Origin of the sequence: Leptospira kobayashii (genome assembly GCF_003114835.2) — a bacterium.
Lineage (GTDB): Bacteria > Spirochaetota > Leptospiria > Leptospirales > Leptospiraceae > Leptospira_A > Leptospira_A kobayashii.
In genome coordinates, this window is record NZ_AP025028.1 from 1,820,850 (window position 1) to 1,847,464 (window position 26,615).

Consider the following 26,615-nt stretch of genomic DNA (forward strand, 5'->3'; position numbering starts at 1 on the left):
CCGTCGTCGCTCTTTTAAAGATTCTTTTATATTTTGAAAAAGGCCATCGTCTTTTGTAACTGAATTGCCTGACCGGTCATCTCCTCAGCAGTAGATGCCAATTCTTCCGAAGAGGAAGCATTGGCCTGGGTCGTTTGACTCAATTGGATCACGGCGGAATTGATTTGTTTCACACCTGTGGATTGTTCTTCCGAAGATGCTGATATTTCCTGAACCAAATCGGAAGTTTTTTTGACATTGGGAACGATTTCATCCAGGTAGATGCCGGCTCTCTCCGCAAGTAAAACGCTATTTTTTGCAACTTCACCGATTTCTTGTGCCGCCACTTGACTGCGTTCCGCCAAATTTCTGACTTCCGAAGCAACAACAGCAAATCCTCTTCCTAATTCTCCCGTACGAGCGGCTTCAATGGCTGCGTTCAGAGCAAGCAGGTTTGTTTGATCCGTAATGGAATCAATGATTCCGATTTTATCAACGATATCATTCATAGCCAAAATCATTGCTTTGACGGCTTCTCCTCCTTCTTTGGCGGTGGAGGAGGTTTTAGAAGCGATCTTATCCGTGATTTTCGCATTTTCATTGTTTTGTGAAATGGAAATGGTTATTTGTGCGATTGATGCACTTGTTTCTTCAACGCCTGCTGCCTGTTCAACGGTAGATTGTGAAATTTGTTGTGCTGCAGAATTGACTTGGTCTGCGGCATTCGCTATGGAATCGGCTCGATGATTCACCTCATTTACAACCTGGAATAACTTTGCCACTGTATTATTCGTAAAATCTTTCAGTTTCGCAAAACTGCCTAGATATGCTTTATCAATCGACTTAGTGAGAATCCCTTCGGAGACGGCTCCCATTACCCGGACTACGTCTTCAATGCTTTCTCCCGTAGTAATTACCAATTGATTCAATCCTTCTCCGATTTCTTTTTGAAAACCTTGTAGTCCCGCCAGATCGACTCTCTTATTAAAATTCCCTTCGTTTGCGGCAGCCACTACCTTTCTTTGTCCTTCCACCATTTGATTGAATTTGGAAATCATCGCCTTCATACTTTGCAGTAATTGCCCGATTTCATCTTTGGATGTGGATGCAATTTGAGCGGATAAATCTCCTATTTGCAGTTTGTTTGCTGCGTCGACTGCTTCTGTCAGAGGTTTGGTGATACTTTTTGTGATCAAAATAGCGGTTAAGATAGCCAAAATCATTGCAATTAAAGTCAATGAGAGTGCAAGTGTGCGGGTAGAGGAGTATATGTCATTTGCTTCTTTAGAGGATGCATCCATCAACTCTCCTTGAAATATTGCCTGATTGTCGAGAGATGTTCCGAAAGCATTGTTCACAGGTAAGAACTCCGTGAATAAAAAATTGAGACTTTTCTTTTTATCGGTTTTCAATAATTGATATAGAGTAATGTATCTTTCATCCAAAGTTGTATGATTTTTTATAACTTCTTTGAGTAATTTTTTTCCTTTTTCCGTAATAACTCTTTTCTCCAGAGTTGCGAGAGACTCGTTTATTTTGTCACGATTTACTCCGATTTTTTTATAATATTTTTCATTCTCTACTTCACTATCCACCAGTAGTATATTTCTGATCAGCCTACCGTTATCTATCGTGCGTTTGTTTATATCATTGACCAATATAGTCTTTGGATACCGATCTTCCACGATCAGTTTGGTAGCTTCGTTAACCTGACTTAGTCGGAATACACTGATTCCCGATAGAATGAACAAAAAGGAAATAATAACTCCGAACCCCAATCCCAGACGAATACCGACTTTTAAATTATTAAACAAGCTTGATCTCCTTTTGCAGGTATAAAACCTATTTATACGGATGCAACTCCAGTCAATGTGACGAAAAAATCGATAAAATTATTGAAAATAAAATGACAATATTGAAATTAATTAATTGCAAAACGCGAGGTTTTCGCCGGCTTTTCGACAAACGCAGTCGTTTTTTTGAGGAGAAAGATATTTTAGATTTCACATCATGACCTTTCCGTTGTTATATTATTATTTCTCCTAGCACTTAGCTTTGCGTTCAGTTTTTTTAAATCCGGATTTCTTTGCTTAATATTTAGGCAATAATCAATTCGACTTAACCGGCGGTCGGAAATGGATACGGAAATTCTTTATTTTTTTTGAACTATTTCATTAAATTATTGATGAATTAAGAATCCTTTATATACAAAAGTCAAAGTAAGGATCCGGAATATGTTATTTTATTGGAAATTGCATCGTTCGTTATTGAGAATTTCCATTCTTTCCATACTTACAGGTTTATTGATTCATTGCTGGGCTAATCCGATTATACGGCCATCTGCTGAATGTTTAGTGGAAATAAATAACTCTCTTTGTCCGAAAGACAATCCGTATGCTCTCGGAGCACTTCTTTTGTTTTCCGGGCAAGGAAGTTTAGGTGCTGTTACCATTTCCAACTTATCCGAACGTTCGGTTGTTCACACCGGCTTTTTGGTTGGAAAAGCTGCTTCCGATGTTAAGCTCATTATCATTTCTTTGGATGGAGTTGCCACTTCCATCGTAGGAGTTAACTCGGGAACTTGGAAATATCAATTTCCTACCAGTGCAGTGACGGGTTCTTATTGGAAGAAGGGCACAAAACATATTGTTTCCCTTCAGGGAATCAATGGATTCGGACAAACCGGACCAATAACAACCATCCAAGTTAAAAAAGGAACCAATCTCGATACAAATGGGGATGGTTATCCCGACCTTTTGGTAACCGCTTCCCCGGGGAATGCGGTCCAAGGATACGGTTTTGTTTATTTGACAAATCCTGAAACGGGAATTCCTTCGAGCTTACCTGATTCCACAGTAACGGACGGATTGCCAAGCGGAACTTTCTTCGGGGATTGGGGTGGAGCAGGGGATTTCAATGGAGACGGTTATGCGGATATGATTGTAGGGAGCCAGGCTATCAATGGTGCCGTAGGAAGAGTTTATATATTCCATAGTTCGGGAGCAAACGGGATTTTAAGTCGAAATTTGAATTCCGGTGGTGTAGCCAGTACTGTGTTAGACGGTGTTACCGGTGGCGGAAGGTTGGGATCTTTTGTGATGGGAGGGGATATAAATAACGACGGTTATGATGATGCTGTACTTTCTTCCCCCTGGAACGATGAGACTTTTTTATTTTATAGCCAAGGGGCATCGGGAATTGCAACGCAAAATACGAATACTGCGAATCGTTCCTATGTACCTGGTGCAAATGATAATTTCGGGAGTCAGTCTGCGGTAGGAGATATCAATGGAGATGGATATGCCGATCTGGTCGTTTCCGCTACCACTTATAATAGCGGCCAAGGCAGGGCATATATCTATTTATCAAATGCGGGAGTTTTGCCACCTAGTCCGCAGGAATATTTACTCGGACCTACATCTCCTTCTCCCGGATGTACTTTCACAGGTGGATGTGCTTTTGGTGGAACAATCGTTCTTTCTGATTTGAACGGAGACAGTTGTGCTGATTTAATCGCGAGCGGATCCGCTTTTAATACAAACCAAGGGATTGTTTTCATTCATCATTCCGATTGCAGTTCTTCCACTCCTTTTTCATCTACGCCAAACACGATTTTGGTTGGACCTTCCAACTCCACTTGCACTCCCAATACCTGTAGTTTCGGAAATATACTGTCGGTGGGAGATACGAATGGAGACGGATTTCCGGATTTGTTAGTGGGTACAATTTTCGGATCTTCCGGAAAAGGGAATGTTTATTTGTTTCTAAACACAGGTTCCGGTGGGATTGCAAGTGCTGATCTGAGTTCCGGTGGAAGTAGTAATGCGGTGTTAACCGGTATTACTACGTTGACGGGTTTTGCGCAGATGTTGCGGCTTTTGGATTTCAATGGGGATGGTTTTTCCGACCTACTTGTTTCTTCTCCTACAGCAAACAAAATATATTATTTTAAAAGTAATAAAGATTCCGGCCCGGGCAATCAGGATTTGAGCTCGGGCGGAACTTCCACATCGATTCTTTCCACTTCTGCTGGCCAGTCCCTCGGCAATTCCATCGCATTTTAAATATTAGGTGGTTTCGCTTCCTGCATGCATCATTCGTCAAATGCGCCTAAAAAATTCCACTTTCCTTTTTCGTCTTTTTTATATCGTAAAACACCTCTTAGACTAACATCATCCCCGATTTTCCGATCATACCAACGTTCCGAGGAAAGGTTTGCCAAAAGGGAAAAATGGAGTAGGCGGGTCGTTGTTTCGGAAGATTTTGAATTCTGAAAAACCCAACCTACATATTCCCTATGATACCTTCCTTCCTGGGCATGGTGTACGTAATTTCTGACATCTTCTTTTAGTTTCGCTTTCGCGGAAAAAAGTAGAAAAAGAAATTCAGCAGTTCCACCGGACGTTTTTTGGTAAGCTGTTTCCCGACTGAGTAATTTAAATTCTTCCAGATTGGCAAACCGGGAGATTCCTTTTTCCAAATCGTTTCTAGCTTCCTTTTCACTAACTTCCGTTCCGCAATTGAAAACTAGAATCGATAGGAAAATAATCATGGATGCCCTTGCAAATGATTTGAGTTTCATAATAATCTCCGCAACTAGTGTTTTCCCGGATTGAGAGGGGAGTTCCTTCTTTCATACACAATGTAAGCTTCCAAAGCGATCATTTTCGGATCATCGTATGCAAGCGGTTTGCCTTGCAGAGGATTTTGAATGCACCAATTGATCATCTCTCTCAGTGTGGATACTTTTCCTATTTGTTTTTGAAACTTAGGATATGTTTCCGGATGAGTGTTTGTTGCATTCGGATGGCACATGGCGCATTGAACCGTATTGCCTCCTAACTCAGGACCGTGAAACAAAGCTTCTCCTCTGGAAACGGTTTCCATAAAAGCGGTATTCCATTTCGCTTCGTTCGATTTGTCCCAATCATCACCAAACAATAGACCGACAAATGCCAGTGCGGTTACCAAGTTGGAAATTAGCAACCAGATTCCCTTTCGTTTAAAAATGGATTTCCAAAGTTCTTTCATATAAAACTCCTAATCAATGTTCGTTGTTCCGTATCTCTTCCCGCACTAGTAATGGGTTTGAGGGAGAATTCTGGATTCAGGTAATTGGTATTCCGAATCGATCGGATGCCCTGCCTTATCATCGTATTTCACAACACGATCTTTGTTTTCCCAAAGTTTATAATGCATCTCTTCCCGTCCGTTTTCCATATTCACAAAAGCCCAACCTGTACCGTCTCTTTCATGAAAAGGGTCCTGCCTGTTCATAAACACGGTCATCTTCGGTATGTAATTTTTATCTCGCTGGTAGCTTTCCGGGTAAGGCCATGGCCACGCGGTGGACATCAGTGCATAGAAGCTTATATTCTTGATCTGATTGTACAATACCTGATGTACATGTCCGTGAAAGACTGTAACATTATCGAAGCGGCCTAGCTCCGTTTGTACTTTCTCCGCATCGTCCGTCCAAAAATTCCAAGGTTGATAAATTTTATAGAGAGGGGAATGGGAAAGAATCACAAGAGGTGTTTTGCTATCTACTTTTTCCAAATCTTTTTTTAACCAGGCAATTTGTTCGTCTCCCACCATAAAGGGAGATCCTTGAGGATTGTCCAGTCTTGCCATCTGATTCATTCTTTCTTCAGGGGTTTTCCATTTCCGAACCCAAGGCTCGTAAGTAAGAATACTATTCAATACTACGAAGTGAACGCCTTTGTGATCGAAAGAATATTGTAATTTGCTAATCTTATCTTCCCAATACTTTCCGAGATCCAGATAATAATCATGTTCTCCGATTACGAATTTGATAGGAACGTTCACTTTCGAAAGTAATTCCATTCCATGATCCAGTTCCTCTCTTTTGCCTAGTTGTGCCAAATCCCCTCCGAAGACCACAAAGTCAGGCTTGGGAAATAAAAGATTTACTGTCTCTATTGCTTTTTTCAGTCCGCTATCAAAGTTTCTTACGAAGGAAGTTCCTTTAATATGAGTTAAGTGGGGATCGGAGATAAAGGCAAACGTAAAACCTTCGTTTGATGCTCCTTTTTCTCTTCCACCGCCGCCACAGGCAATTTCCACAAGACTGATCGGAAGTACGGACGCTGCCAAAAGTCCTCCGGCCCCGCGTAGAAAGTCACTTCTATTCAATTTTCCTTCTTTCATAGATATCTCCTTGAAAAAATAAGATCTATTTATTGTTTGGTGATGGTAGTCCCGGCAATTTCGGGCTTGTTAATGTTTTTAGAAAAGCAACCAGATCCGATTTTTCCCCCGGGCTGAGTCCCAGAGGTCTGATTCCGCTACTTAAGAAAGGATTTTCCTCTCCTCCCTTATCATACAACTCGATGACTTGTTCCAAACTGTTTAAACTTCCGTCGTGCATATAGGGGGCAGTGAGAGTGATGTTTCGGAGGCCGGGAGTTTTGAAGGCACCTAAATCTTCGGTGTTTCCTGTGACTGCAAATCTACCCAATTCGGAGCTTTCCAGGTTTGTTAGAATCTCTTCATCGGTTTTTTTCGATCCTGATTTTTTTGCCTTAGCGGTTTCTTCTAAAATGATTTGCAAACGAGGTTGGATCTTTTTAAAACCGACTCCCAGATTGTGAAATTTATCATCAAAGAAAACAGCACTTGTATCGCCGATTGTATGACAATCCTGACATCGTCCTTTTCCGAGATAAACGGCGAGTCCCCGTATCGCGGCTGGAGAAATCGCATTTGTGTCCTTTCCGTAACGGTAACGATCAAATGGTGAATCACCGGAAATGATCGTTCTTTCGAAAGCTGCGATCGCTTTCGCAACATGATCAATCGTGACCAAGTTTTCATCTACTGAGAAAACTTTCTTAAATTTTGCAAGGTAATCCGAATCGGAACGAATTATTTTCAATAAATCTTCGTGACTGGAAAGTCCGTGTTCCACCGGATTTAACAAAGGGTCTTTGGATTGTCCTTCCAAATCAGGTCTTCTTCCATCCCAAAATTGTGTTTTGAGAAAGACCGCATTTAATACTGTAGGTGCATTCCTTGTGCCTGTTAGTTTTCGAATCCCTTGGGAAACTTTGAGCCCGTCCGTAAATGCTTTGTCTGGTTTATGGCAAGTAGCACAGGAAACAGTACCGTCGGAACTAAAACGAGTATCATTGTAGAGTTTTGCACCGAGTTCTATTTTCTCCCTGGAAGGGGGGTTGTCCTTGGGTATAGGGACATCCGGCAGACCCAAGATTCCGCTGGGAACATAAGAAAAGTCGTTCGCTCCTTTCGGAGTCTTATCTTCTTTACATCCGAAGAAAATCAGAAATGTAAGGAGAAGTCCCAACAGGGTAAAGACTTTCATCCTTCTAGAAAATTTCTTGAGTGAACTCATGGAAACCCTCTCTATACGAATCTCTTATTAAAGAGTTAGAATAACTCTAATTCTAAAATGAGTCAAGACCTGAAATAGAAACGGTGGGATCTTGCGTTTTTATAAATGATTTGAAAAATGTCCGCTTTAACGGAAAATTAGGTGGTATTTTTTCAGTATATTAGAAAATACTGATTTAGGGCAAACTTTGTTTCTTGAAAATATTTACAAAATACTCATTATCCTGGATTTTTTTGTAGAAGAAAATAATTTCAAATTTTGATTTTTTTTTCTTTATTTGTTTTTTTATAGCCAGCTCATTTTATATGAGCCGAAAACCCAACATTGTTCTTTTATTGCGGAAAAAAAAGAACATCCGCCATTTATTAGCGGATGTTAAGTGTAAGTATTCGGAAGTTCTAGAATTATTGTACGCCGATTTTCAAGGATTCTGGTTTCGAACTACCTTCTTTCAAAGGAACGGAAAGTTGTAAAATTCCGTTTTCGTATTTCGCTATTATTTTTTCTCTGTCTACTGCCTCAGGAAGCGTGAATGAGCGGTTAAATGAAGAATAATTATATTCCCGTTTGCTGTAGTGTTTATCTTCTTCTTTCGTATCAGTTTTCTTTTCGGCTTTAATTGTAAGCAAATCGCCGTCGATATCTATTTTGAAATCCTTTTTATCAAGACCCGGAACTGCAAGTTCCATTTTGTAACCTGTGGCTGATTTACTAACATTGACAGCCGGTATATGATGGATCCAATCTTTATGAAACAATTCGTTCCAGTTATGGAAAAAATGTTCCAAGTTATTTAGATTGTGAAAAGGATCGATAGATTTAGTTAAGCTACTCATAAAATGGTTCTCCAAATTTGTAATTTCCTTTCTATTAACATTTCTACGATAAATTGTCAATGGTAGGTAAGGAATCCGACGTAAATTCAAAGCGATCTGCAAATTTACAGGATTACCCGCAATAAGTTGCGATGTGAGTAAATTTATTTTTTTTGAATTCGAGTCGTCTAAATCCTCTGCCAGTGTATTTTTTGTTCTATATTGCATTGAGTTTGAGCTTGGTATAAAGAATGGAAAATATAAATAAGATAATCCCCCCCCTCGAATCAGAATTGAGTCAGGCAAAATCAAAGATTAAATATTTAGAATTTTTTACGAATTTATATGATGATTCGTATTCATTATCGAAAGTAGTCTTCATCGTTTTGGAAAAAATGATGGAACTTCATCAATGGAATTATGCTGAAGGTTGGGTTTCTGATTCTTCCAAAGGATCTTTTTTATTGGAAGCAACTTTATTTTCTGAAAAAGAGAAAAAACTGGAACAATCGAATCCGGATTCTTCCGAACTGACAAGAGCTTTTGATTCCTATTTTGATTCGGATGAAATAGTTTGGAGAAACATACCTGAAAACCATTACTCGGATGATTTTTCATTTTTCCGAAATATGAAATCCGTCTTTGAAATACCCGTCTTTGATAACAAAGCAAAAAAATGCGTGTTGCTGTTTTATTCATTGGAAGGAGTTCAGGAAAATCTCGTTGAGTTTATACATTATGCAGAATTCATAAAAAAGAATTTGTGGAGAATAATTGAAAGCAAAAAAAACAAGCAGTTGTTAATTGAAAATGAAAGTTTACTCAGGCAAATACTGAAAAACATGCCGGTGTTATTTATGGAAACGGATCATTTAATAAGCCCTATCTCATGGAACACCGAATGTGAGAATGTATTCGGATATAAAGAAAACGAGGTAATTGGAAAAGAACAGTTTTTAATAAAAAATCTTTTGAATCCGCAAATGAATCATTTCTCCCCCCGAGTTGATTCTAGAATATTCGATTCCGATTTTAAAAATTGGGAATTGGATTTATTTGCCAAAAATGGAAAATCAAAAACAATTTCCTTATCGAACCTGTCTTCGGAATTTCCCGTATCCGGCTTGAGAAAATGGTTTATCGGGATTGATATCACCCGAACCAAGGAAATCGAACGGGAGCTAAAAAGTTCCCTGAAAGAACTCTCCGATTTTCAAACTGCATTGAATACAGTTTCGATTGTTGCAATCACGGATAAAGCGGGAACCATTATCTATGTGAATCAGAATTTCTGCAAAATCAGCGGATATTCCAGAGACGAATTGTTAGGACACAATCATCGCATCATCAACTCAGGATATCATTCGAAAGATTTTTTCAAAGATTTATGGAAAACTATTTCTCAAGGAAAAATCTGGAAAGGAGAAATCAAGAATAAGGCGAAAGACGGGAGATTTTATTGGGTAGATACTACCATCTCTCCCATTATGGATGAAAATGGAAAACCTTATCAATATTTGGCGATTCGAAATGATATCACGGAAAGAAAGGAAACGGAAGAAAAGGCAAGACATGCGGAAAATAATTTAAAAATTTTACAAGATAGAATGAGTCCTCATTTTCTGTTTAATACATTGAGTATCATTCATTCCTATCTGCAAACGAATCCGGAAATGGCAGATTCCGCCATTTTAATGCTCGCTGATAATTATCGTTTCCTTACGGATCAGGCGAACAAACAATTGGTTCCCTTCGATATTGAATGGGAATTTATGGAAAACTACTTGAAGTTGCTTCGGCTTCGGTTTTCCGATTTTATAGAAATTGAAGTAAATAAAAAAGGGGACTTTCGAAAATGCCAACTACCTCCTCTCAGTTTGCAACCGCTTGTTGAAAATTCCTATCTTCATGGACTCCGGAATAAAAAAGGAAAAGGGCTCATCTCCGTCAATGCCTATATCGAAGGAACAAAAACCCATATCATTATTCGTGATAATGGGGTTGGAATCAAAGCCGAAGATACTTATTCCAGAAGTATATCCAACATATCAGAAAGACTTAAATTTTACCTTTACGAATCAGAAGTAAAAATTGAAAATCATCCCGAAGGCGGGGCTGTCGTCACCGTCAGTTTTGAAAAACCTAAGAACGAAGAATTATCACATTTGATTCAAAATGACTAACGAAAGTAAAGAATGGAAAACTTTGATTGTGGAAGACGAGGCTCCTACAAGAGACTTGCTCGTTAATTACTGTTTATCTCGTCCGGAGTTGCGTTTGTCCAAGGTAGCCAAAGACGGGGAAGAAGCTTTGGAATATTTACAATCGGAAGAATTCGATTTGGCGTTCTTGGATATCAATCTACCGATTCTTTCGGGTTTGGAAATTTTAGAAAGACTGGAAAACCCTCCCTATATCATTTTTATTACCGCTTTGCGTGATAAAGCGATCGAAGCTTTCGAGTTAGGTGCCATTGATTATCTACTGAAGCCGTTTTCAAAAGATCGGTTTTTCAAAGCGGTTGACCGATCGATTCAGTTTTTGCAAAAAAAAGAGGAAAAAGCTTCCGGTAATGTCTTTAATGAGCATGGACTTTTTATCTTGGAAAAAGAAAATCACTTTCTGATTCCTTACAAAGATATCAATTTTATTTCTTCCAGAGACAATTTCAGTATAGTTCATACGGATGAAAGAGAGTATGTAACGTATAAGTCTTTAAAAAGTTTGGAAACAAAATTACCTCCTGGTCGTTTTTTAAGAATCTATAAACAGCATATCATCAATTTGGAAAAATTGTCACATCTTCAAACGGACAATATGGGAAACTATGCAGTGTATTTAAAAGATGAGGATGAAACTCAATTGCCCGTCGGTCGCAAATACATTTCCAAAATAAAAGAAATGCTCTGATTTTTTCCCTCCCAATCCGCCGTACACCTTCCGGTTTCGCTCAATTCCTAGTCGAGCGTTGACTAAATCCGATCCATTAGATACTCTTATTTGCTTATGGTTCAAATAAATCGAGAGATCGGCATGATTCAATTTTTAGGAGGAGCGGGAACAGTAACCGGTTCCAAATATCTGCTCCAGGCATTCGGGAAAAAAATTCTGATAGATTGCGGTCTCTTCCAAGGTGAAAAAGAATTGCGTTTGCTGAATTGGAAAGAAGCCCCTGTCGATGTAACACTCGTCGATTTGGTATTACTTACGCACGGACATCTTGATCATTGCGGATTTTTGCCAAGGATTGTAAAAGACGGATACAACGGACCGATTTACGGAACTGCACCCAGTTTGGATATTGCAAGCATAGTATTAAAAGACAGCGCCCGTTTGCAGGAAGAGGATGCACACATTGCAAATAACTCTAGTTATTCGAAACATAAACCTGCGTTGCCTCTGTATGACTCGAATGATGTGGAAAACACTCTTTCCTTATTTCATTCGGTTGAATTGGATCATTGGATTTCCGTAACTCCCGATGTTCAGTTTCGTTTCAGATACAACGGACATATTTTAGGTGCCAGTTTTATCGAGATTAGAGTCGGTGAAAAAAAATTGGTTTTTTCGGGAGACATCGGTAGAGATGGGGATCCTCTACTTTACACGCCGGAAAAGCCCGAAGATGCGGATATTTTGCTCCTTGAGTCAACCTATGGAAATCGAATTCACAGAGGCAATCCAGAAAAACGTCTCATCCAACTGGTAAACCAATATTCGGATTCGAATGGCTCCATCATCATTCCTAGTTTCGCAGTGGAAAGAACCCAGCTATTGATGTTTTTATTATGGCGGCTTAGAAAAGAAAAAAAGATTCCTAACATTCCTATTTATATGGATTCACCGATGGGATTGCACGTATTCGAAGTGTTTCAAAACTACGGACCTAAATGGCATAAATTGACGAAAGCCGAATGCAGAGAAATTAGCAAAGATATAATTCGTATCAAAGATGCGGGAGAATCCAAAAGAAATACAAAGAACAAAGGTCCTAGAATTATCATTGCAGGAAGTGGAATGGCGACCGGAGGAAGAGTTCTTTCTTATATGGAGCAATCATTAGGTGATAATGAATCTTTGATTCTGTTGGTAGGTTACCAAGCTGCCGGGACACGCGGTAGAAAATTGTTACGTGGGGATACCGAGATTAAGATTCGGGGAAAATACTATGAAGTGAGATGTGATGTGGAAAGTATCGACGGCCTTTCCGCACATGCCGACCAATCTGAGTTATTGGAATGGATTTCTCATCTAAAAAAACAACCTGAGAAGATTTGTATCGTTCACGGTGAACCGGAAGCCGCCCATTCATTGCGGGAAAAAATAGAAAAGACAAGTAATGGGGAAGTGATTGTTCCGGAGCTGAATGATACAATCACATTCGAAGTCTAAAGGAGTTGCCATTTCAAATGATTTTTCACCCGCCAAATCCGCAGGAAATCTTCTCAAATGGCGACATCCCTCGGCGGCCATTGACTAAGGGGATTTCATTCGCTAGTATAAAGGCATCCAAAGAAATAAGGGTGATTGTAAATCATGGCAGCTGTTATTCAACCGAAATCCGAAACCAAAAAATACGCTCCGTTCGATAGAGTTTCCGAAGGAGTGTTTACTCAGGAAAGTCAGATCAAATTTATTCGCAAACTGGTGGCTAAAAATCAAATTCTTTTTACGGAAGGTGAGTCTGCCGCAGGATTTTATATCGTTGAAAAAGGATCTTTTCGTTCGTTTCGATCTTCGGGAACGGCTGGAAAACAGCAGACATTCCAAATCTATACTTCCGGAAAATGGTTGGGAATCCGGGACGCAGCCTATGGCGGAACTTATCTTCATAATGCAATTGCATTGGAAGATTCCATCGTTCAGTTTATAGAAGAATCCGAGTTGAAACGACTGTTAGGCTCTGACACCGATTTTCAAAGTTTTGTTTTTTATCAAATAGCGAAAGACTCGGTGGAAGCTGAAAATAAAATCTATTCTTTGGGTACAAGACAAGTCCATGCAAAACTCTCCGAATTTTTATTGGAATCTATGGATAGAAATGCGGAAGAGGTGGACCTTCCTATCACCCGCGAAGTCATCGCATCCATCATCGGTGTTACTACGGAAACTTTGGTCAGAGCATTGACTGACTTAAAAAGCAGGGGCTGGGTTGATATCGATAAACGGAAGGTATGCGTAAAAAACAGATTAGCTCTCCGTAAGTTATTGGATTGATTTTTCTTTTCTGCTTCTAGCATTCACGATTTTATGGAAGATACGAAACAGCGCAAGTATATAAGAATACCCGTATGGATGAACCAAATCGAGCTGTCCGGAAATTTATATGTACCAGTGGGTTCCGAATTTTTAGTGATACTTATTTTAGGAGAAAAGGAAGATCAATTCCTGGAAAGATTTCTACAGCTTGAAAAAAATTTAAACGATCACAAAATAGCAACATTTTTTATTCGAAGTTTATTAACTGACGAAGAAAAGGAAGTCTCCGCAAACCGTTTGGACGAATCGCTTTTGGCCGACCGGCTTGTCGCCATTACAAAAGAGCTTCTGACAAATTCCGATACGAAAGGACTTTCATTTGCTTATTTGGGTCTCTCTTCGATTGCCGAACGATTGTTTCGCACAACATCAATTCTTCGGGATGAAATTGAAAGTTTGGTACTTATCGGTGACGGTTTACCGACGTTGAACTTAGTTTTTTCCGAAATTCCTATCTTAAATATCATTGGGCAATTGGACTTTCGCGGAATTGAAACAAATAAGCTCCGACTATCCAAAATAGAGGCACCTGTCAAAAAAATTCATCTGATTCAAGGTTCTCCGAGTCATTTCGAAGACAGAGAGAAATGGTCGCAAGTGTCGCAGGCAGTATTGCGTTGGTTTTTTTTCCCGAAATCCAGAACTTCCGAGTTTGCTGAATAAAATAAGAAGATAGGATTTTGCCTACTTTCTCAAAATCCTCGTTTAATGACTATGGCAATGTATATCTTCGCCTGTTTCTTTGGTGAAAGTCGAATGTCCTTCATGATTGTGTTGGAAACGCAAAAGGATCATAAAGATGGAGACGATTACGATCGCTCCTCCCGCGTAACGAATGAATTGTCCCCTTACCTTTGTCAAAATGGATCTGAACCCGATTCCAAATAAAAATAATAAAGGGAATGTTCCTAAAAAAAAGAAGGCCATGATTGCCGATCCGAGAAATGGAGAGCCACTTGCAAATGCTGTGGCAAAAGCTGGGTAGAGGATTCCGCAAGGGAGAAATCCGGTTAGAAATCCGAAGACAAATCCGAGTGAAATCGTTTTTTTAGAACTTAAAGAATTGTTTTTTAAATCACCTAAAATCGGTTTTGTGACCTTTCCCATTAGTCTTGTAAGGTAGGAGTTTGAAATGGCGAATTTTCCGAATACCAAACCGACTCCCAAAAATAGAAGGACCAAAATTCCCATCCAAGCTGCGATCTCTTGTATAGGTAAGAGTTTAGAAAATACTAAATTCGTTCCTTCTCCCAATAATCCGAGCAAAAGTCCTATTATAGAGTAAGAAACTAGTCTTCCGGAATTGTATGCGAGCTGTAAGCTTGTGTTCTTTGATTTGTCGGGAATCAGAATGGATAAGGTTCCGGCCAAAGGGCCGCACATCCCGGCACAATGAAGGGAACCTGCGATACCGCTTAAGAATGCGGAACCGAGTAATGCAAAATGAATTTCCATTTATTGACCTCCCTTAGGACGATCTTCATCAAATAACATTCTGTATTTGGGACCTTCTATGTCTTCGTACTGTCCGGTACGATAACTTTTGAAAAATACATAAAATGCTCCGAATGCGATTGATAATGCAATCGGAATTGTTAAATACAATGCATTCATGAAAATACTCTCCTTTTCATTGATAGAGAATTCAAAACTACGGTGAGAGAACTGAATGTCATAAAACCGGCACAGATGACAGGAAGCATTAGTCCTAGTGCAGCCAGAGGGATCATTATCGAATTATAAATAAGTGATAGAACAATATTTTGTAAAATGATGGATCTCGTTTTTTTTGATATCAAAATGGATTTTGGAAGAGAATCCAATCTGTTTTGAATTAGCACTACGTCCGAACGATCCAATGAGAGATCGGAACCCATTCCCATGGAGATACCCAAATCCGCTTGGGCAATACAAGCGGAATCGTTAATTCCGTCTCCTAACATAACGACTGTTTCTCCTTTGAGTTGTGCTTCTCTGATTCTATCTTTTTTTTCCGATGGAGAAAGATTGGAAGAATAATCATCAATTCCCAGTTCATCCGCCAAGGCTTTTACTTTTCCGCCAACATCTCCCGAAAGAATTTCAAGGTGAGGGATCAGTGTTTTGATGAATGAAATACTTTCCTTCGCTTTTTCTCTCGCCTTGTCTCCGAATTCCCATGCCGCAAGCGGAAATCCGTTTTTACTCAGATAAATCCATCCGTCGTTTTCCGTTTCGGATGCAAGTGCGAATTTTTTACTTCCTATACGATAAAAATTTTCTTTTTCATCTTTAGCTTCGATTCCAAGTCCCGGATGTTCCTCCATGGAAACCCATTCAGGCAGTATCGGGAGGTGATTTGAAGTTGTTCTTTGATCGGAAAGAGATAAGGTTCTTACGAACGCATTTGCTACCGGATGAGAGGAATTAGATTCTAAACTAACAGCTATATTACGATATTCGTTCTGCCTTTTTGCATTACTGAAAAATCGTTCTTCCTTTAATTCGAGTTTACCGGTGGTCAAAGTTCCCGTTTTATCAAAGAAGATTCGATCTGCTTTTGCGAGTATTTCCGCTGTTTCCGGATTTTTGATCAGAACCCCTTCTTTGGATTGCATCCAATAACCTACGACTAGTGCTGCTGGAACGCTTAAGCCGAGCGCACAAGGACAAGCTACTATCAAAACACTGATCGTATTTAGTATCGCCGTTTCCAATGAAACAAAATTCCACCAATATACGAAAGTACAGGCCGCTACGACCAAAACGATTTTGATAAAGATGGATGCCAACCGATCCGTGACTCTTTGAATTTTAGGTTTGGTAAGGAGGGAGTCTTCCAGTAATCTTCCTATTTGCGCCAAGGAACTTTCTCTTGCGGTTCCGCTGGAAGAAATGGTTATATTTGAAGAAAGACAAATGGAACCTGCTTTTACTTCTTCTCCTTTGGTCCTTCGAATCGGTTTACTTTCTCCCGTGAGGAAGGATTCGTCGAAAAAAGATTCCGCTGATTCCAATTTTCCATCCACGGGCACACGACTACCATGTAACAAACGTACGATGTCATTTTTAATAATCGATGAAGTGGACGTTTTTTCCCAGAAGTCGTTTCTTTTTACTTCATATTCTTCCGGGAGAGATGATAATAATTCTCCGATCTTCGTACCTGCTTGGAAACGGATCATGGCTTCCAAATATTTTCCCAAAAGTATAAAGAAATAAATAGTACAAACGGAATCGAAATAAACTTCTCCTTGGTTTCGTAACGTCACATAGATGCTGTAAAAATAGGCTAGACTCACTCCTAAAAACAATAACGTATCCATGGAAAGTATGTGACGTTTCCAGGATTCATAGGCTCCTTTCCAAAACGGATAACCTGAATAAAAATATACGGGAGTTGCGAGTATCCAGGAAACATAATGGAAAAGATTTTTTATATTGATGTCCATACCTTCAAAATATCCCACATAAAGGCTTGCAGAGAACAACATGATATTGCCCCAACAAAAACCGGCAGCGGCCATTCGAAAGGTAAGATCCTTGAACGGTTTGGAAACTTTTGATTCCGCTTTCAGTGGAGAGTAGAGACTCGGTTTGTATCCCAAATCCCGGATGATTTTGAATATTTTACTTAAGGATATTTTTTTTGCGTCAAAGGTTAATTTAAGTCTACCTGTTCCGAAATTGATTCTTGCATCTTGAATTCCGGGACTGCGGGATAGAACAGTTTCGATTAACCAAACACAGGCGGAACAATGGATCCCTCGAATTGTGACAAATACTGCGCTCCGATTTTCTGAAATGACTTCTACATATTCGGAATGTACGGACGGATTGTCCATTCTGGAATCGGATTCGTAATTTTCATTTTCCGGCTCTTTCGGCTCGAGGACTTGTGTTCCACGTATTTGGTAAAATTGATCCAACCCGTTTTCCAATAAAAGAGAAGAGACGGTAGCGCAACCATTGCAACAGTATTCCCGTTTGATTCCGTTTTTTTCAGTAAATACGGGATGATCTTCTTCTATGGGAGAATTGCAGTGGAAACAGTTTGTTTGAACAACTGTTTGGTTCAAGGTTCAATCTCTATCTGTCTTGTTTTTTCCAAATGGCCTTCCTTCGAGTTTGCAGAGAGGACGGCCCTCCAGGATCCTGCAAAAGGAATCTCAATTTCTCCTTGGTAGATTCCTTTTGAAATTTCTTTCAATTTGACAGTTCGATTGAAAGAATCGGTAGCGCTTCTTTCCAGCTTGAGTTTTAAGTCCGCTTCCGAAACGGTTTCCTTTCCACGAATGAATTTCACTGCGACTGTTTGTTTGCCAGGTTTTAACGAAGTTTGTTTTTGAAACCAAGCTGCCTCAAAATCATATCCTTCGGATAACATTTCTTTTTGTGTAGCAACTGTTTGGTCATAATTTAATCCTTTTTCGTAGTAATTGGAATCTACGGGAGGAGTATGACCTGCCAAAGCAATTCGAACCGTAATAAAAGTGGCAAGGAAAAGAGTCAGAAATGTAACTCCGATCAGAAGGAAGGCTTGTTTAAGGCTTTTGTGCATATACGATTTTCCCCTTTGTATGATTTTCATGGAAGGCAAGTCCTTCCGGTAAAAGGAAAGGAACTTCATCGGTTTTAAAAAAATTGGGGTCTCCGCTATCGGAAACTTTCAATAAGATCGAATGGCTTTTGTTTTTAACGTCTTCCTTCGTTAATTGTAATTCGATAAATAGACGGTATCTCTTATTCGAATTTGCCGGCAATGTAACGGTTCCTTCTTCCGTACCTCCGATTAGAATTTTTCCATTTCCTTTTAGGTCTTTTCTTAAGATTTCGAATTTCAATACTTTATCCGTTTGTGTCAGGTTCTGCATTTGCACTTCATAAAAATTACGAACAATATTTTCTCCGAGAGATATGGGTGGAATGTTTCGATCGGGAAGGACGGATAAATAAAGCGGAACTCTTTGCCAAAGAAGCAGGCTCAATGCAGATAGAACGATTAGTAAGGAACTTGCATAAACGATTGTCCTCGGGCGAATCCATTTGATCGAAGAATCCCTCGTATAAATCTGATTTTCGGTAGAATAACCGATTAGAGTTTTTTTATTCTCCTTGGCCATAGTTTGCGTACATGCATCGGAACATTTTCCGCAGGCAATACAGCCTACATTTGTTCCTTCTCTGATATCAATCCCTGTCGGACAAACAACCAAACACATATTACATGAAGTGCAGTCTCCTATCTTTACCTTGCCTGTTCTTCTAGGCTCTCCCCGTTTGAAATCATAGGTAATGTTTATGGAGTGAGCATCCATCATTACCGTTTGAAAACGTGCATAGGGACATGCGTATTTGCAAAACTGTTCTCTGATCCAGGCGATATCCGCATACATCGCAAAAGCGAAGAAAGCAAAAAAGCCGATCCAACCGGGGATTAAACCGCTTTGTTTCAAATCAGATACGGATCCGACCATCAGATACGGATCTGCAAAATAGGAAATCCATGCAGCAGAGGCAATGCAACTGATTAAGATCCAGGAAAGATGTGTGATTATTTTCGGAAGTAAAGGTGCATCCTTCCTACCATATTTGGATCCTTGTATCTTTCTTCCTATGGAATCGAAGATATCCGTATAAATGGTTTGAGGACATGCCCAACCGCACCAGACTCTACCGACTAACGTAGTAAAGAAGAATAATGATAAACCCATTGCTATCAGGAATAGATGCAGGAAATATCCTTCTTGAGGTGTGAAAATATTTCCCAAAAGAAAAAACTTTCTTTCCGGAATGTCCAATCTGATGAGAGGCATTCCGTCGAAGCGAAACCAAGGGGTGGCAAAAAAAAGCAAAAGAAGAAAAGACTGCACGAACTTTCGTGCAGTTCCGATCTTCCCTGAAATAGGTCGTGATAGGATCATTATAATTTTACCTTTTCGGAAACAATCCCCGGTTCCGTTTTCACTTGGTCGGCTTTATCTCGAGGTTGCGAGAAGCAAGCCAAGCCAATACTTGGTAGACTTTTTCGGATCCAAGACTCATTTCGTGAGGAGGCATTGGACCTCTCCCCAGTTTCGTTCTTTCAAAAGGGATTCCTTTCATTACGTTCTCATACAGTTGTGCATCTGTATTTCCATGTAACCATTCCTTATCCATAAGATTCGGTCCCACCAAACCTTCACCAGTTGGTCCATGACAGGCAACACAGTAGGTTTGGAATGTGGTTTGGCCGGAAGCGATTGCATTTGCATTTCCACGCATCGGATTGGAGCCGTCTTGTGATTGAATGGCAACGTTTTTGTTAGGAAATAGTTCCGTGTATTCTTTCACTTGCGCGGAATAATATTCGGTTGTTCCCCAATCGGAAAAGCCGTGAAAATAGATCGGATATAAAATCCCGAAAATGATTGAACCTAAAAATACCCATTTCCACCATGCGGGAAGAGGGTTCTCTCCCTGTTTTATACCGTCGAATTCTTTATTCGGGTCACTCATATCAATCTTCCTCTAACATACGATATTTGGGTTCTTCTATCCGTTCTTTGCGTGAGCGGCGATATACATAAAGAGCGATGATGAAAATTGCAATCATCATAATGGGGAGCCGCAATGCTTTATAAATTTGCAAAGTATCCATGTCCATTCGCTCTTACCTTATTGCAATCCCTTGGAAAGTGCTGCAGTGTCTTTCCCCAATTTAAGAAGGTAAGCAATGAGCGCGTCTCCTTCCGTTTTTCCCAGTACCAGAGATTGTACCGAAGCAATATCGGCATCCGTATAAGGAACTCCTACTTTCCGAAGTCCCCGCATATGATCTGCTATCTGGGCAGGATCCAATTTTGCCGATTCCAGAAAGAGCCAAGGGTAGGCCGGCATGACAGATCCTTTCGCAGTATCTCTAGGATTGATCAAATGGGTTTTATGCCATGCAGCGGAAGGTTGGATCTGAGACTCGTGCGCTAAATCCGGTCCCGTTCTTTTGGAACCCCAAAGAAAAGGATGGTCGTATATGAATTCCCCCGCTTTGGAGTAACCGTCTTTTCCGTAACTGCCTTGCGGATCGAAACGATCCACTTCCCATTTGAAAGGACGAACCATTTGCGTATGACAGTTGCTACATCCTTCCTTTTGATAAATATCCCTGCCTGCGAGTTCCAGCGCATTATAAGGTTTGATTCCGGTGATCGGCTCCGCTGTTTTGGAGAGAAAGAAAGGAGGAACGAGTTCGAAAATTCCTCCGATCAGAATCGCGATCATAGTATAGAGAGTGAATTTGACTCCGTTCTTTTCCCATTGGTCCGTAAACCCGGAAAACCAATCCAATAATCTGTCGAACCAATTCATGCTGCGTTCTCCTCTTTCAATCCAACTCTCAGATCTATTTCTTTAAAACCTGAACCGGATGTTGACATCGTCTTCGCTAGGTTATAAATCATGATGATCAATCCCGCAAAATACATTGTTCCTCCGATCCCCCTGAACAATCTGTACGGTTTTAAGGTCTCGGTGATCTGAACCCAGTTAGGATACTTCAATGCTCCCGTTTCATCGACAGCTCTCCACATGGAACCTTCCGTGATTCCGGAAACCCACATGGAAACGATGTAGAGTAGGATTCCCAGTGTAGCGATCCAAAAGTGAATGTTCGCAAGCTTTTCGGAATAAAGATTTGTATTCCATATTCTGGGAACAAGGTAGTATAACACTGCGAAGGACATCATTCCTACCCAACCGAGTGTTCCTCCGTGGACATGTCCTACGATCCAATCCGTGTTGTGACCAAGTGCACTGATCGCACGAATCGCAAGTAATGGACCTTCAAAGGTAGACATACCGTAAAATGTAATTCCAACGAGTAACATTTTTAAGGTGGCATCCGTTTTGATTTTTTCTTTTGCTTGGGTTAAAGTAAGAAATCCGTTTAACATTCCTCCCCAGGAAGGCATCCAAAGCATCACACTGAAAACGACGCCTGTTGTTTGCAGCCAATCGGGAAGAGGGGAGTAAAGTAGGTGGTGAGGGCCCGCCCAGATATAAAGAAAGATCAAACTCCAGAAATGAATGATGGACAATCTATGACTGTAGATCGGTTGTTTGATATGTTTCGGGAGATAATAGTACATTAGTCCCAAAAACGGCGTAGTCAAAACGAACGCGACTGCGTTGTGTCCGTACCACCATTGGATATTGGCATCATATACTCCCGAAAAAACGGAGTAGGATTTCAAGAAACTCACAGGAACCGATAGGTTGTTCACTATAAACAGAATGGGGATCGTTACCCATGATGCTATATAGAACCAAATGGCCGCATAAAGTTGTTTTTCCTGTCTGGTAAAGATTGTTGCAAAATAGTTTATGATGAAAATTACAAACCAAACAACAATTAAAAGATCCAAAGGCCATTCTAGTTCCGCATATTCTTTCGATTGGCTCATTCCAAGCGGAAGTGTGATAGCAGCAAGTGCGATCGTTATGTTATAAAGAACGAAATGGATTTTTGCAAGTTTATCGCTCCAGATTCTGACACGACACAGTCTTTGAACAGTATGGTAACCTGTAGCAAAGATAATACTTAAGGCAAATCCGAAGATTGCCGCATTGGTGTGTAATGGCCGAAGCCTTCCGAATGTAAAATAGGGCCCGAAGTTTAATTCGGGATATACCATTTGAAAAGCGATCCAAACTCCTACTAACATGGAAGCTACGCCCCATACTAAAGCAGAGAGTAAGAATCCTTTTACGATTCCATCGTTATATTTCTGTTCGAGTGAACTCATTCTCGGTTTCTCCGGTATTTCCTAGAAGGATGTCTCCATCCAAAAGATTAGATGAGAGAAAGCAAGAAATCGTGTCGGGAATCCGGCTTGGATTATTATGATATATATCAAACTTGTGAAGAGATAAAATTGTGTTAGTAAATGACTGAAATAAAATGATATACCTCTTTCCATAATTCTATTTGAGAATTAGAATCTTTATTCCTATAATCGCTTGTTTTGTGGTGGAAAGTATTTTAAAATAATCGGGTTTTATTTTTGGATTCGTTTTGGAAATGATCCGTACATAAAAAAGTAGGTAGAAAATTTCTACCTACTTCATTTTCACCTATGTAAAGGTTTTATATTTCTTTGGGATGTTTGATATAGTGTAGTGCTAACCAAACCGTTCCAAAGACAACACCTGCGTATGCCAGTATCGCTGTGACGACATCTATCGCTGGGAGCAGGAATGCGATCGGCGCTATTTTATCCGCCGTAATTCTAGTGGCTTCTCCCACTAGCATAAACAAACCGCCAAGCCCTATCAGATGATAGTGGACTATCGCCTCTTTCGATACTTTTGCAAATCGAGCAAAAACAGGAACCGCTAACAAAGCTAACGCAAAAATCGTTATAGCATTCATTTTTGGTCACCTCCTCTTTTGTACATTAGACGGGAGGTCTGTGTTAAAAAGTTCGCAGAAAAAGTACAAAAATAGCAAATTTATGTCATTAGTTTGGCAGGATTTGAAAATACAGGTTTTGCAGTCAATCCAAATCGATTACCGCACAGCGATCAGTCCCGATTCTTTCCTTCTTTAAGGATTTTAGAAACTTCCGGTCGGCAACTTCCGCATCCGCTGCCAGCACCTGTAGCGGAAATGATTCCTTCCAGGGTGGTGACTCCTTTTGCGATTTCTTCTTCGATGTTTCCTTTTCCTACGCTGTTACAAGAACAGACCAGGGCACCTTTCGGCGGTTTGGCATTGGTCGTGCCAGCGAGAAGTTTGTTTCTTTTGTCACCTAACTCCGTACCTGTGGAAATAAGAGATTTGTATTCTACAAATTCCGCCTTGTCCCCGATGAGAATCGCCGCAACTAATTTGTCTCCCTTGATGATGCATTTTTTATAACGTCTTCTTTTTCTATCTAAAAAGACCACTTCTTCATATTCATCCGTAAGATTTTCAAAAGGAATATTGGGAAGGCGAAGAGATACAAGTTCAAGACCAGGAATTTTCAATAAATTGGAATGCAATGATCCCGAGTAGGTTTTGAATTTATAACCGAATATATGCCATGCTGCTACTTCCGATTGTTCTTCTGCAGCAAGCACGGTTCCGTAAACTCCGCTTGCATGTTCTGCTACTTCTCCGATCGCATAAATGTCCGGGTCTTTTGTTTGTAGAAATTCGTTTACTTTGATTCCTTCTCCCAGATCCAGTCCAAGTCCGTTTGCCAAAAAGATATTGGGGCTTGTTCCCATTGCATATACGATTCCGTCCGGAGATATTTTTTTTCCATCCTTCAATTCCACATGGGTGACTCTTCCGAATCCGTTGACTTTTGCAATTTCCGAATTGAATAGAATTTCTATATCTCTTTTTTCAATTTCTTCCTTTAGAATCTCTGCAGCCATCTTATCCAGTTGTTTGGACATCAACCGGTCCGTTCGAACAAGCACTGTCACTTTCACTCCAAGAGATTTGAGTGCCGCAGCAAGTTCCAATCCGAGTAGTCCTCCCCCTACGATCAAAGCATGAGAGTCTGGTACAAAAAAACCTTTGATCTTATCCGCGTCCGACTTTGCCCTTAAGCTGAATACACCCACCATGCCCGGTGAGATGTATTTTGGAATCTGAGGTGAACTTCCCGTAGCAAGTATTAGTTTATTATAAGAATGTAAAACTCCATGAGAATCTCTTACCTTTTTCGCCTCGGGTAAAATTTCAGTAACGGAAGTGGATGTATGAAGATCTATATTCCATGACTGCACTTCTTCCGAATCCGCACTCGAAAGTTCATGAAATTCCTTTTCTCCGCTGATAAAGTCGGGAAGAAGTATTCTATTATAAAGAGGATTTTCTTCCTTGCAGATGACTGTGATATCATCGTCAGGCGCAAGTATTTTGTAATGTTTGATAAATGCATGTGTACTATTTCCTCCTCCTATGATGATTATTTTTTCCTTTTCTTTTACGTAAGTTTTGACTTGAACTGCGGAAATTTTAAAACCTGGTTGTTTTGAATAAGGATCGAAGCTGGAGCTTGTTAGGTTGTTTGCTCTGGATTCGTCGTTTTTGTTTTTTTTACCCCAGTGCATCGGCAAAAAGACTGTACCTTGTTTGATTGATTCCGTGATCTTTGCTTTTGCCCGGACAAGTCCTCTTTGATTGGAAATCTCTACAATGGAATTGTCTTCTATCGAACATCGTTTTGCATCGTTCGGATGGATTTCCAAATAAGGTTCCGATTTGTGTTCCATGAGTTTACGAACTTTTCCGGTTCTGGTCATGGTATGCCATTGGTCTCGAATCCTGCCTGTGGTAAGAAGGAATGGATATTCTTCCGTGGTTTTTTCCGAGGTATCTTCCTGGGAAACATTGGAAATTTTGGCTTTGCCATTCGGTCTATAGAATACATTGTCCGAAAACAATCGGGGAGTGCCCCCGTGGCCTTTGTAAGGATAAGGCCATTGAACGGAACGGCTTTCTTTCAAGATGGAATAATCCAAACCGCTGATATCGATTTTGGTTCCTTTTGTCAGTCTGCAATGTTCCAGGAATACATCTTCTTCCGTTTTGTAGGCGAAAGAGGAGGAGTATCCCATCTTTTCCGCAAATTTTTGAATGATCCATGTATCGGCCAACGCCTCACCGGGAGGATCGATCACTTGAGTCAGATAGGTGATCCTTCTGTCGGAGTTGGTCATGGTTCCTTGTTTTTCCGCCCAACCTGCCGCAGGCAGAACTACATCCGCATAAGGAATGGCGCTTGAATTTTGGGAAATATCCTGAACCACAACCAGTTCCGCAGAACGTAATCCTAGCTCTACCATCTTCGCATCGGGCATACTTGTTGTAGGATTTGTACATATGATCCAAACTGCTTTCATCTTTCCGGAACGAAGATTTTCAAACATTTCTACCGCACTGAACCCGGGTTTACTTTGCAGTTCATTCACTCCCCAAAAGTCAGCGACTTCCTGTCTGTGTGCCGGGTTGCCTAAGTCTCTGTGTGCGGGAAGCAGATTGCACAAACCTCCTACTTCTCTTCCTCCCATCGCATTCGGTTGGCCTGTGAGAGAAAAGGGACCTGACCCCGGTTTGCCGATTTTTCCCGTAAGCAGAGAAAGGTTGAGTAGCGCCAAGTTTTTATTAACACCGATTACACTTTGGTTCAAGCCCATCGCCCATAGAGATAAAAATCCTTTGGATTTTCCAATGTATTCGGCAGCGAGATATATATCTTTTGCTTCGATTCCGCAAATGGCAGCGGAGGATTGCAGATCATAACTTAAAATGGAGGCTTTCAGCTCTTCATAACCTTCCGTGTGTAAGTCGATGAAATTTTGGTCTATCCAATTGTTTTCGATGAGTATTCTTGCAATTGCATGAAATAAATAAATATCCGTACCAGGATTGATTTGAAGATGCAAATCCGCTTCTTCACAAGAGTCCGTTCTTCTCGGATCTACCACTATGATCTTCACATCAGGGTTGTTTTTTTTATGAGCTTCGATCCTTCTGAATAGAATGGGATGACACCATGCAGGATTTGCCCCGGCAATCAGAAAACAATCCGCAAGCTCTATGTCTTCATAAGATATGGGAACACTGTCTTCTCCCAAAGCCATTTTGTAGCCCACAACTGCGGAACTCATACATAACCTTGAGTTTGTATCTATGTTATTGCTTCCGATAAAACCTTTGATTAATTTGTTTATAATATAATATTCTTCCGTTAATAGTTGTCCCGATACATAAAAACCTACCGAATCCGGTCCATGTGTTTGGATGATTTTTTTAAATTTGTCGGCAATCGTATCCAGTGCTTGGTCCCAACTTGCACGTGTCAGGGGAAGGTCTCTGGATTTTCTGACGGAAGGATAAAGGATCCTATCTGTTTTATCCATTACAGTGTAATGCAGGTTCATACCTTTCGAACAAAGTAGACCTTTGTTTGCAGGATGATCTTTATCCCCTTCAATGGAAATTTCGTTCGGGCCGGTTTTATGTATTATTACCCCGCAACCTACACCGCAGTAGGAGCAAGTAGATGGATGTGTTTCTGTCGTAAGCACACAAATGATCAGCAATAACTATGCCAATTGCTGAAATATTGGTAAAAATGCTTATTCCCATAGTAAAATGAATCTAATTTGTCCGGGGAGCGGATAAAAAGACAAACGCGCTTTCTTTTTATCATGGAATCTGCTTACAT

General features: G+C 40.3%; 23 protein-coding genes. 6 read left to right on the forward strand and 17 right to left on the reverse strand.

The window, feature by feature from the left end:
* Positions 1–26: 26 nt before the first annotated feature.
* Complete coding sequence (locus tag DI077_RS07960; RefSeq protein ID WP_109019633.1) at positions 27–1,793, reverse strand: methyl-accepting chemotaxis protein; 1,767 nt, start codon at positions 1,791–1,793, stop codon at positions 27–29.
* Between the two features lie 420 nt (positions 1,794–2,213).
* Here DI077_RS07960 and DI077_RS07965 point away from each other — a divergent pair, with 420 nt between their 5' ends.
* Entirely contained in the window at positions 2,214–4,043 is a 1,830-nt protein-coding gene (locus DI077_RS07965; protein ID WP_109019634.1) for an FG-GAP-like repeat-containing protein, read from the forward strand.
* Positions 4,044–4,072: 29 nt separating this feature from the next.
* On the opposite strand, the gene DI077_RS07970 is transcribed toward DI077_RS07965, so the two are convergent.
* The 5 genes from DI077_RS07970 to DI077_RS07990 form a co-directional block, all read right to left on the reverse strand.
* The gene (locus DI077_RS07970) at positions 4,073–4,561 is read right to left on the reverse strand and encodes a hypothetical protein (RefSeq protein WP_109019635.1); all 489 of its coding nucleotides are present in this window, start codon (positions 4,559–4,561) and stop codon (positions 4,073–4,075) included.
* Positions 4,562–4,575: 14 nt separating this feature from the next.
* Entirely contained in the window at positions 4,576–5,010 is a 435-nt protein-coding gene (locus DI077_RS07975; RefSeq protein ID WP_242935415.1) for a c-type cytochrome, read from the reverse strand.
* Between the two features lie 45 nt (positions 5,011–5,055).
* Positions 5,056–6,150 (reverse strand): metallophosphoesterase family protein, encoded by a 1,095-nt coding sequence (locus DI077_RS07980; protein ID WP_109019636.1) that lies wholly within the window; start codon positions 6,148–6,150, stop codon positions 5,056–5,058.
* Between the two features lie 25 nt (positions 6,151–6,175).
* On the reverse strand, positions 6,176–7,324 hold the full coding sequence (locus DI077_RS07985; RefSeq protein WP_109019637.1) for a cytochrome-c peroxidase: 1,149 nt from the start codon (positions 7,322–7,324) through the stop codon (positions 6,176–6,178).
* Positions 7,325–7,758: 434 nt separating this feature from the next.
* The gene (locus tag DI077_RS07990; RefSeq protein WP_242935416.1) at positions 7,759–8,475 is read right to left on the reverse strand and encodes an Hsp20/alpha crystallin family protein; all 717 of its coding nucleotides are present in this window, start codon (positions 8,473–8,475) and stop codon (positions 7,759–7,761) included.
* 89 nt (positions 8,476–8,564) lie between these two features.
* Between DI077_RS07990 and DI077_RS07995 the strand changes: the two genes are divergently transcribed.
* The 5 genes from DI077_RS07995 (at position 8,565) to DI077_RS08015 (ending at position 14,091) form a co-directional block, all read left to right on the forward strand.
* Positions 8,565–10,352: a PAS domain S-box protein gene (locus DI077_RS07995; RefSeq protein ID WP_174705624.1), complete on the forward strand. Its 1,788-nt coding sequence runs from the start codon at positions 8,565–8,567 to the stop codon at positions 10,350–10,352.
* A complete protein-coding gene (locus tag DI077_RS08000) occupies positions 10,345–11,079 on the forward strand; it encodes a LytR/AlgR family response regulator transcription factor (protein WP_109019638.1) in 735 nt (244 codons plus the stop codon). Before DI077_RS07995 ends, DI077_RS08000 begins: the two co-directional genes overlap by 8 nt.
* A 123-nt stretch (positions 11,080–11,202) precedes the next feature.
* Positions 11,203–12,561 carry an MBL fold metallo-hydrolase RNA specificity domain-containing protein gene (locus tag DI077_RS08005; RefSeq protein ID WP_242935417.1) on the forward strand — a complete coding sequence of 453 codons (1,359 nt, stop codon included), beginning with the start codon at positions 11,203–11,205 and terminating at the stop codon, positions 12,559–12,561.
* Between the two features lie 144 nt (positions 12,562–12,705).
* On the forward strand, positions 12,706–13,386 hold the full coding sequence (locus DI077_RS08010) for a Crp/Fnr family transcriptional regulator (RefSeq protein ID WP_109019640.1): 681 nt from the start codon (positions 12,706–12,708) through the stop codon (positions 13,384–13,386).
* A gap of 78 nt (positions 13,387–13,464) precedes the next feature.
* Positions 13,465–14,091 (forward strand): dienelactone hydrolase, encoded by a 627-nt coding sequence (locus DI077_RS08015; protein ID WP_242935418.1) that lies wholly within the window; start codon positions 13,465–13,467, stop codon positions 14,089–14,091.
* A gap of 42 nt (positions 14,092–14,133) precedes the next feature.
* On the opposite strand, the gene DI077_RS08020 is transcribed toward DI077_RS08015, so the two are convergent.
* The 11 genes from DI077_RS08020 to DI077_RS08070 form a co-directional block, all read right to left on the reverse strand.
* Positions 14,134–14,883 (reverse strand): sulfite exporter TauE/SafE family protein, encoded by a 750-nt coding sequence (locus DI077_RS08020; RefSeq protein WP_242935419.1) that lies wholly within the window; start codon positions 14,881–14,883, stop codon positions 14,134–14,136.
* Positions 14,884–15,042, reverse strand: a complete 159-nt coding sequence (gene ccoS, locus DI077_RS08025) for a cbb3-type cytochrome oxidase assembly protein CcoS (RefSeq protein WP_109019642.1) — start codon at positions 15,040–15,042, stop codon at positions 14,884–14,886.
* The gene (locus DI077_RS08030) at positions 15,039–17,486 is read right to left on the reverse strand and encodes a heavy metal translocating P-type ATPase (RefSeq protein ID WP_109019643.1); all 2,448 of its coding nucleotides are present in this window, start codon (positions 17,484–17,486) and stop codon (positions 15,039–15,041) included. Before DI077_RS08030 ends, ccoS begins: the two co-directional genes overlap by 4 nt.
* Positions 17,483–17,968 carry a FixH family protein gene (locus DI077_RS08035; RefSeq protein WP_109019644.1) on the reverse strand — a complete coding sequence of 162 codons (486 nt, stop codon included), beginning with the start codon at positions 17,966–17,968 and terminating at the stop codon, positions 17,483–17,485. The genes DI077_RS08030 and DI077_RS08035 overlap by 4 nt, the downstream gene beginning before the upstream one ends.
* Positions 17,952–19,331: a cytochrome c oxidase accessory protein CcoG gene (gene ccoG, locus DI077_RS08040; RefSeq protein WP_109019645.1), complete on the reverse strand. Its 1,380-nt coding sequence runs from the start codon at positions 19,329–19,331 to the stop codon at positions 17,952–17,954. The genes DI077_RS08035 and ccoG overlap by 17 nt, the downstream gene beginning before the upstream one ends.
* Positions 19,332–19,371: 40 nt before the next feature.
* On the reverse strand, positions 19,372–19,905 hold the full coding sequence (locus tag DI077_RS08045; protein ID WP_109019646.1) for a cbb3-type cytochrome c oxidase N-terminal domain-containing protein: 534 nt from the start codon (positions 19,903–19,905) through the stop codon (positions 19,372–19,374).
* A 1-nt stretch (position 19,906) separates the two neighbouring features.
* Complete coding sequence (locus DI077_RS08050; protein ID WP_109019647.1) at positions 19,907–20,053, reverse strand: CcoQ/FixQ family Cbb3-type cytochrome c oxidase assembly chaperone; 147 nt, start codon at positions 20,051–20,053, stop codon at positions 19,907–19,909.
* 11 nt (positions 20,054–20,064) lie between these two features.
* The gene (gene ccoO / locus DI077_RS08055; protein ID WP_109019648.1) at positions 20,065–20,754 is read right to left on the reverse strand and encodes a cytochrome-c oxidase, cbb3-type subunit II; all 690 of its coding nucleotides are present in this window, start codon (positions 20,752–20,754) and stop codon (positions 20,065–20,067) included.
* Positions 20,751–22,190, reverse strand: coding sequence for a cytochrome-c oxidase, cbb3-type subunit I (gene ccoN / locus DI077_RS08060; protein ID WP_109019649.1), 1,440 nt, complete (start codon positions 22,188–22,190; stop codon positions 20,751–20,753). The genes ccoO and ccoN overlap by 4 nt, the downstream gene beginning before the upstream one ends.
* Before the next feature lie 341 nt (positions 22,191–22,531).
* A complete protein-coding gene (locus tag DI077_RS08065; RefSeq protein ID WP_109019650.1) occupies positions 22,532–22,816 on the reverse strand; it encodes an LIC10816 family protein in 285 nt (94 codons plus the stop codon).
* A 152-nt stretch (positions 22,817–22,968) separates the two neighbouring features.
* Entirely contained in the window at positions 22,969–26,475 is a 3,507-nt protein-coding gene (locus DI077_RS08070; protein WP_109019962.1) for a nitrate reductase, read from the reverse strand.
* Positions 26,476–26,615 lie beyond the last annotated feature (140 nt).

Coding starts and splice junctions, on each gene's coding strand:
- ccoG (WP_109019645.1), bottom strand. CDS start 19,331: ATGATCCTATCACGACCTATTTCAGGGAAGATCGGAACTGCACGAAAG.
- DI077_RS07965 (WP_109019634.1), top strand. CDS start 2,214: ATGTTATTTTATTGGAAATTGCATCGTTCGTTATTGAGAATTTCCATT.
- DI077_RS07970 (WP_109019635.1), bottom strand. CDS start 4,561: ATGAAACTCAAATCATTTGCAAGGGCATCCATGATTATTTTCCTATCG.
- DI077_RS07985 (WP_109019637.1), bottom strand. CDS start 7,324: ATGAAAGTCTTTACCCTGTTGGGACTTCTCCTTACATTTCTGATTTTC.
- DI077_RS08050 (WP_109019647.1), bottom strand. CDS start 20,053: ATGGACATGGATACTTTGCAAATTTATAAAGCATTGCGGCTCCCCATT.
- ccoN (WP_109019649.1), bottom strand. CDS start 22,190: ATGAGTTCACTCGAACAGAAATATAACGATGGAATCGTAAAAGGATTC.
- DI077_RS07980 (WP_109019636.1), bottom strand. CDS start 6,150: ATGAAAGAAGGAAAATTGAATAGAAGTGACTTTCTACGCGGGGCCGGA.
- DI077_RS07995 (WP_174705624.1), top strand. CDS start 8,565: ATGATGGAACTTCATCAATGGAATTATGCTGAAGGTTGGGTTTCTGAT.
- DI077_RS08000 (WP_109019638.1), top strand. CDS start 10,345: ATGACTAACGAAAGTAAAGAATGGAAAACTTTGATTGTGGAAGACGAG.
- DI077_RS08015 (WP_242935418.1), top strand. CDS start 13,465: ATGAACCAAATCGAGCTGTCCGGAAATTTATATGTACCAGTGGGTTCC.
- ccoS (WP_109019642.1), bottom strand. CDS start 15,042: ATGAATGCATTGTATTTAACAATTCCGATTGCATTATCAATCGCATTC.
- DI077_RS08020 (WP_242935419.1), bottom strand. CDS start 14,883: ATGGAAATTCATTTTGCATTACTCGGTTCCGCATTCTTAAGCGGTATC.
- DI077_RS08065 (WP_109019650.1), bottom strand. CDS start 22,816: ATGAATGCTATAACGATTTTTGCGTTAGCTTTGTTAGCGGTTCCTGTT.
- ccoO (WP_109019648.1), bottom strand. CDS start 20,754: ATGAATTGGTTCGACAGATTATTGGATTGGTTTTCCGGGTTTACGGAC.
- DI077_RS08035 (WP_109019644.1), bottom strand. CDS start 17,968: ATGCACAAAAGCCTTAAACAAGCCTTCCTTCTGATCGGAGTTACATTT.
- DI077_RS08045 (WP_109019646.1), bottom strand. CDS start 19,905: ATGAGTGACCCGAATAAAGAATTCGACGGTATAAAACAGGGAGAGAAC.
- DI077_RS08005 (WP_242935417.1), top strand. CDS start 11,203: ATGATTCAATTTTTAGGAGGAGCGGGAACAGTAACCGGTTCCAAATAT.
- DI077_RS08010 (WP_109019640.1), top strand. CDS start 12,706: ATGGCAGCTGTTATTCAACCGAAATCCGAAACCAAAAAATACGCTCCG.
- DI077_RS07975 (WP_242935415.1), bottom strand. CDS start 5,010: ATGAAAGAACTTTGGAAATCCATTTTTAAACGAAAGGGAATCTGGTTG.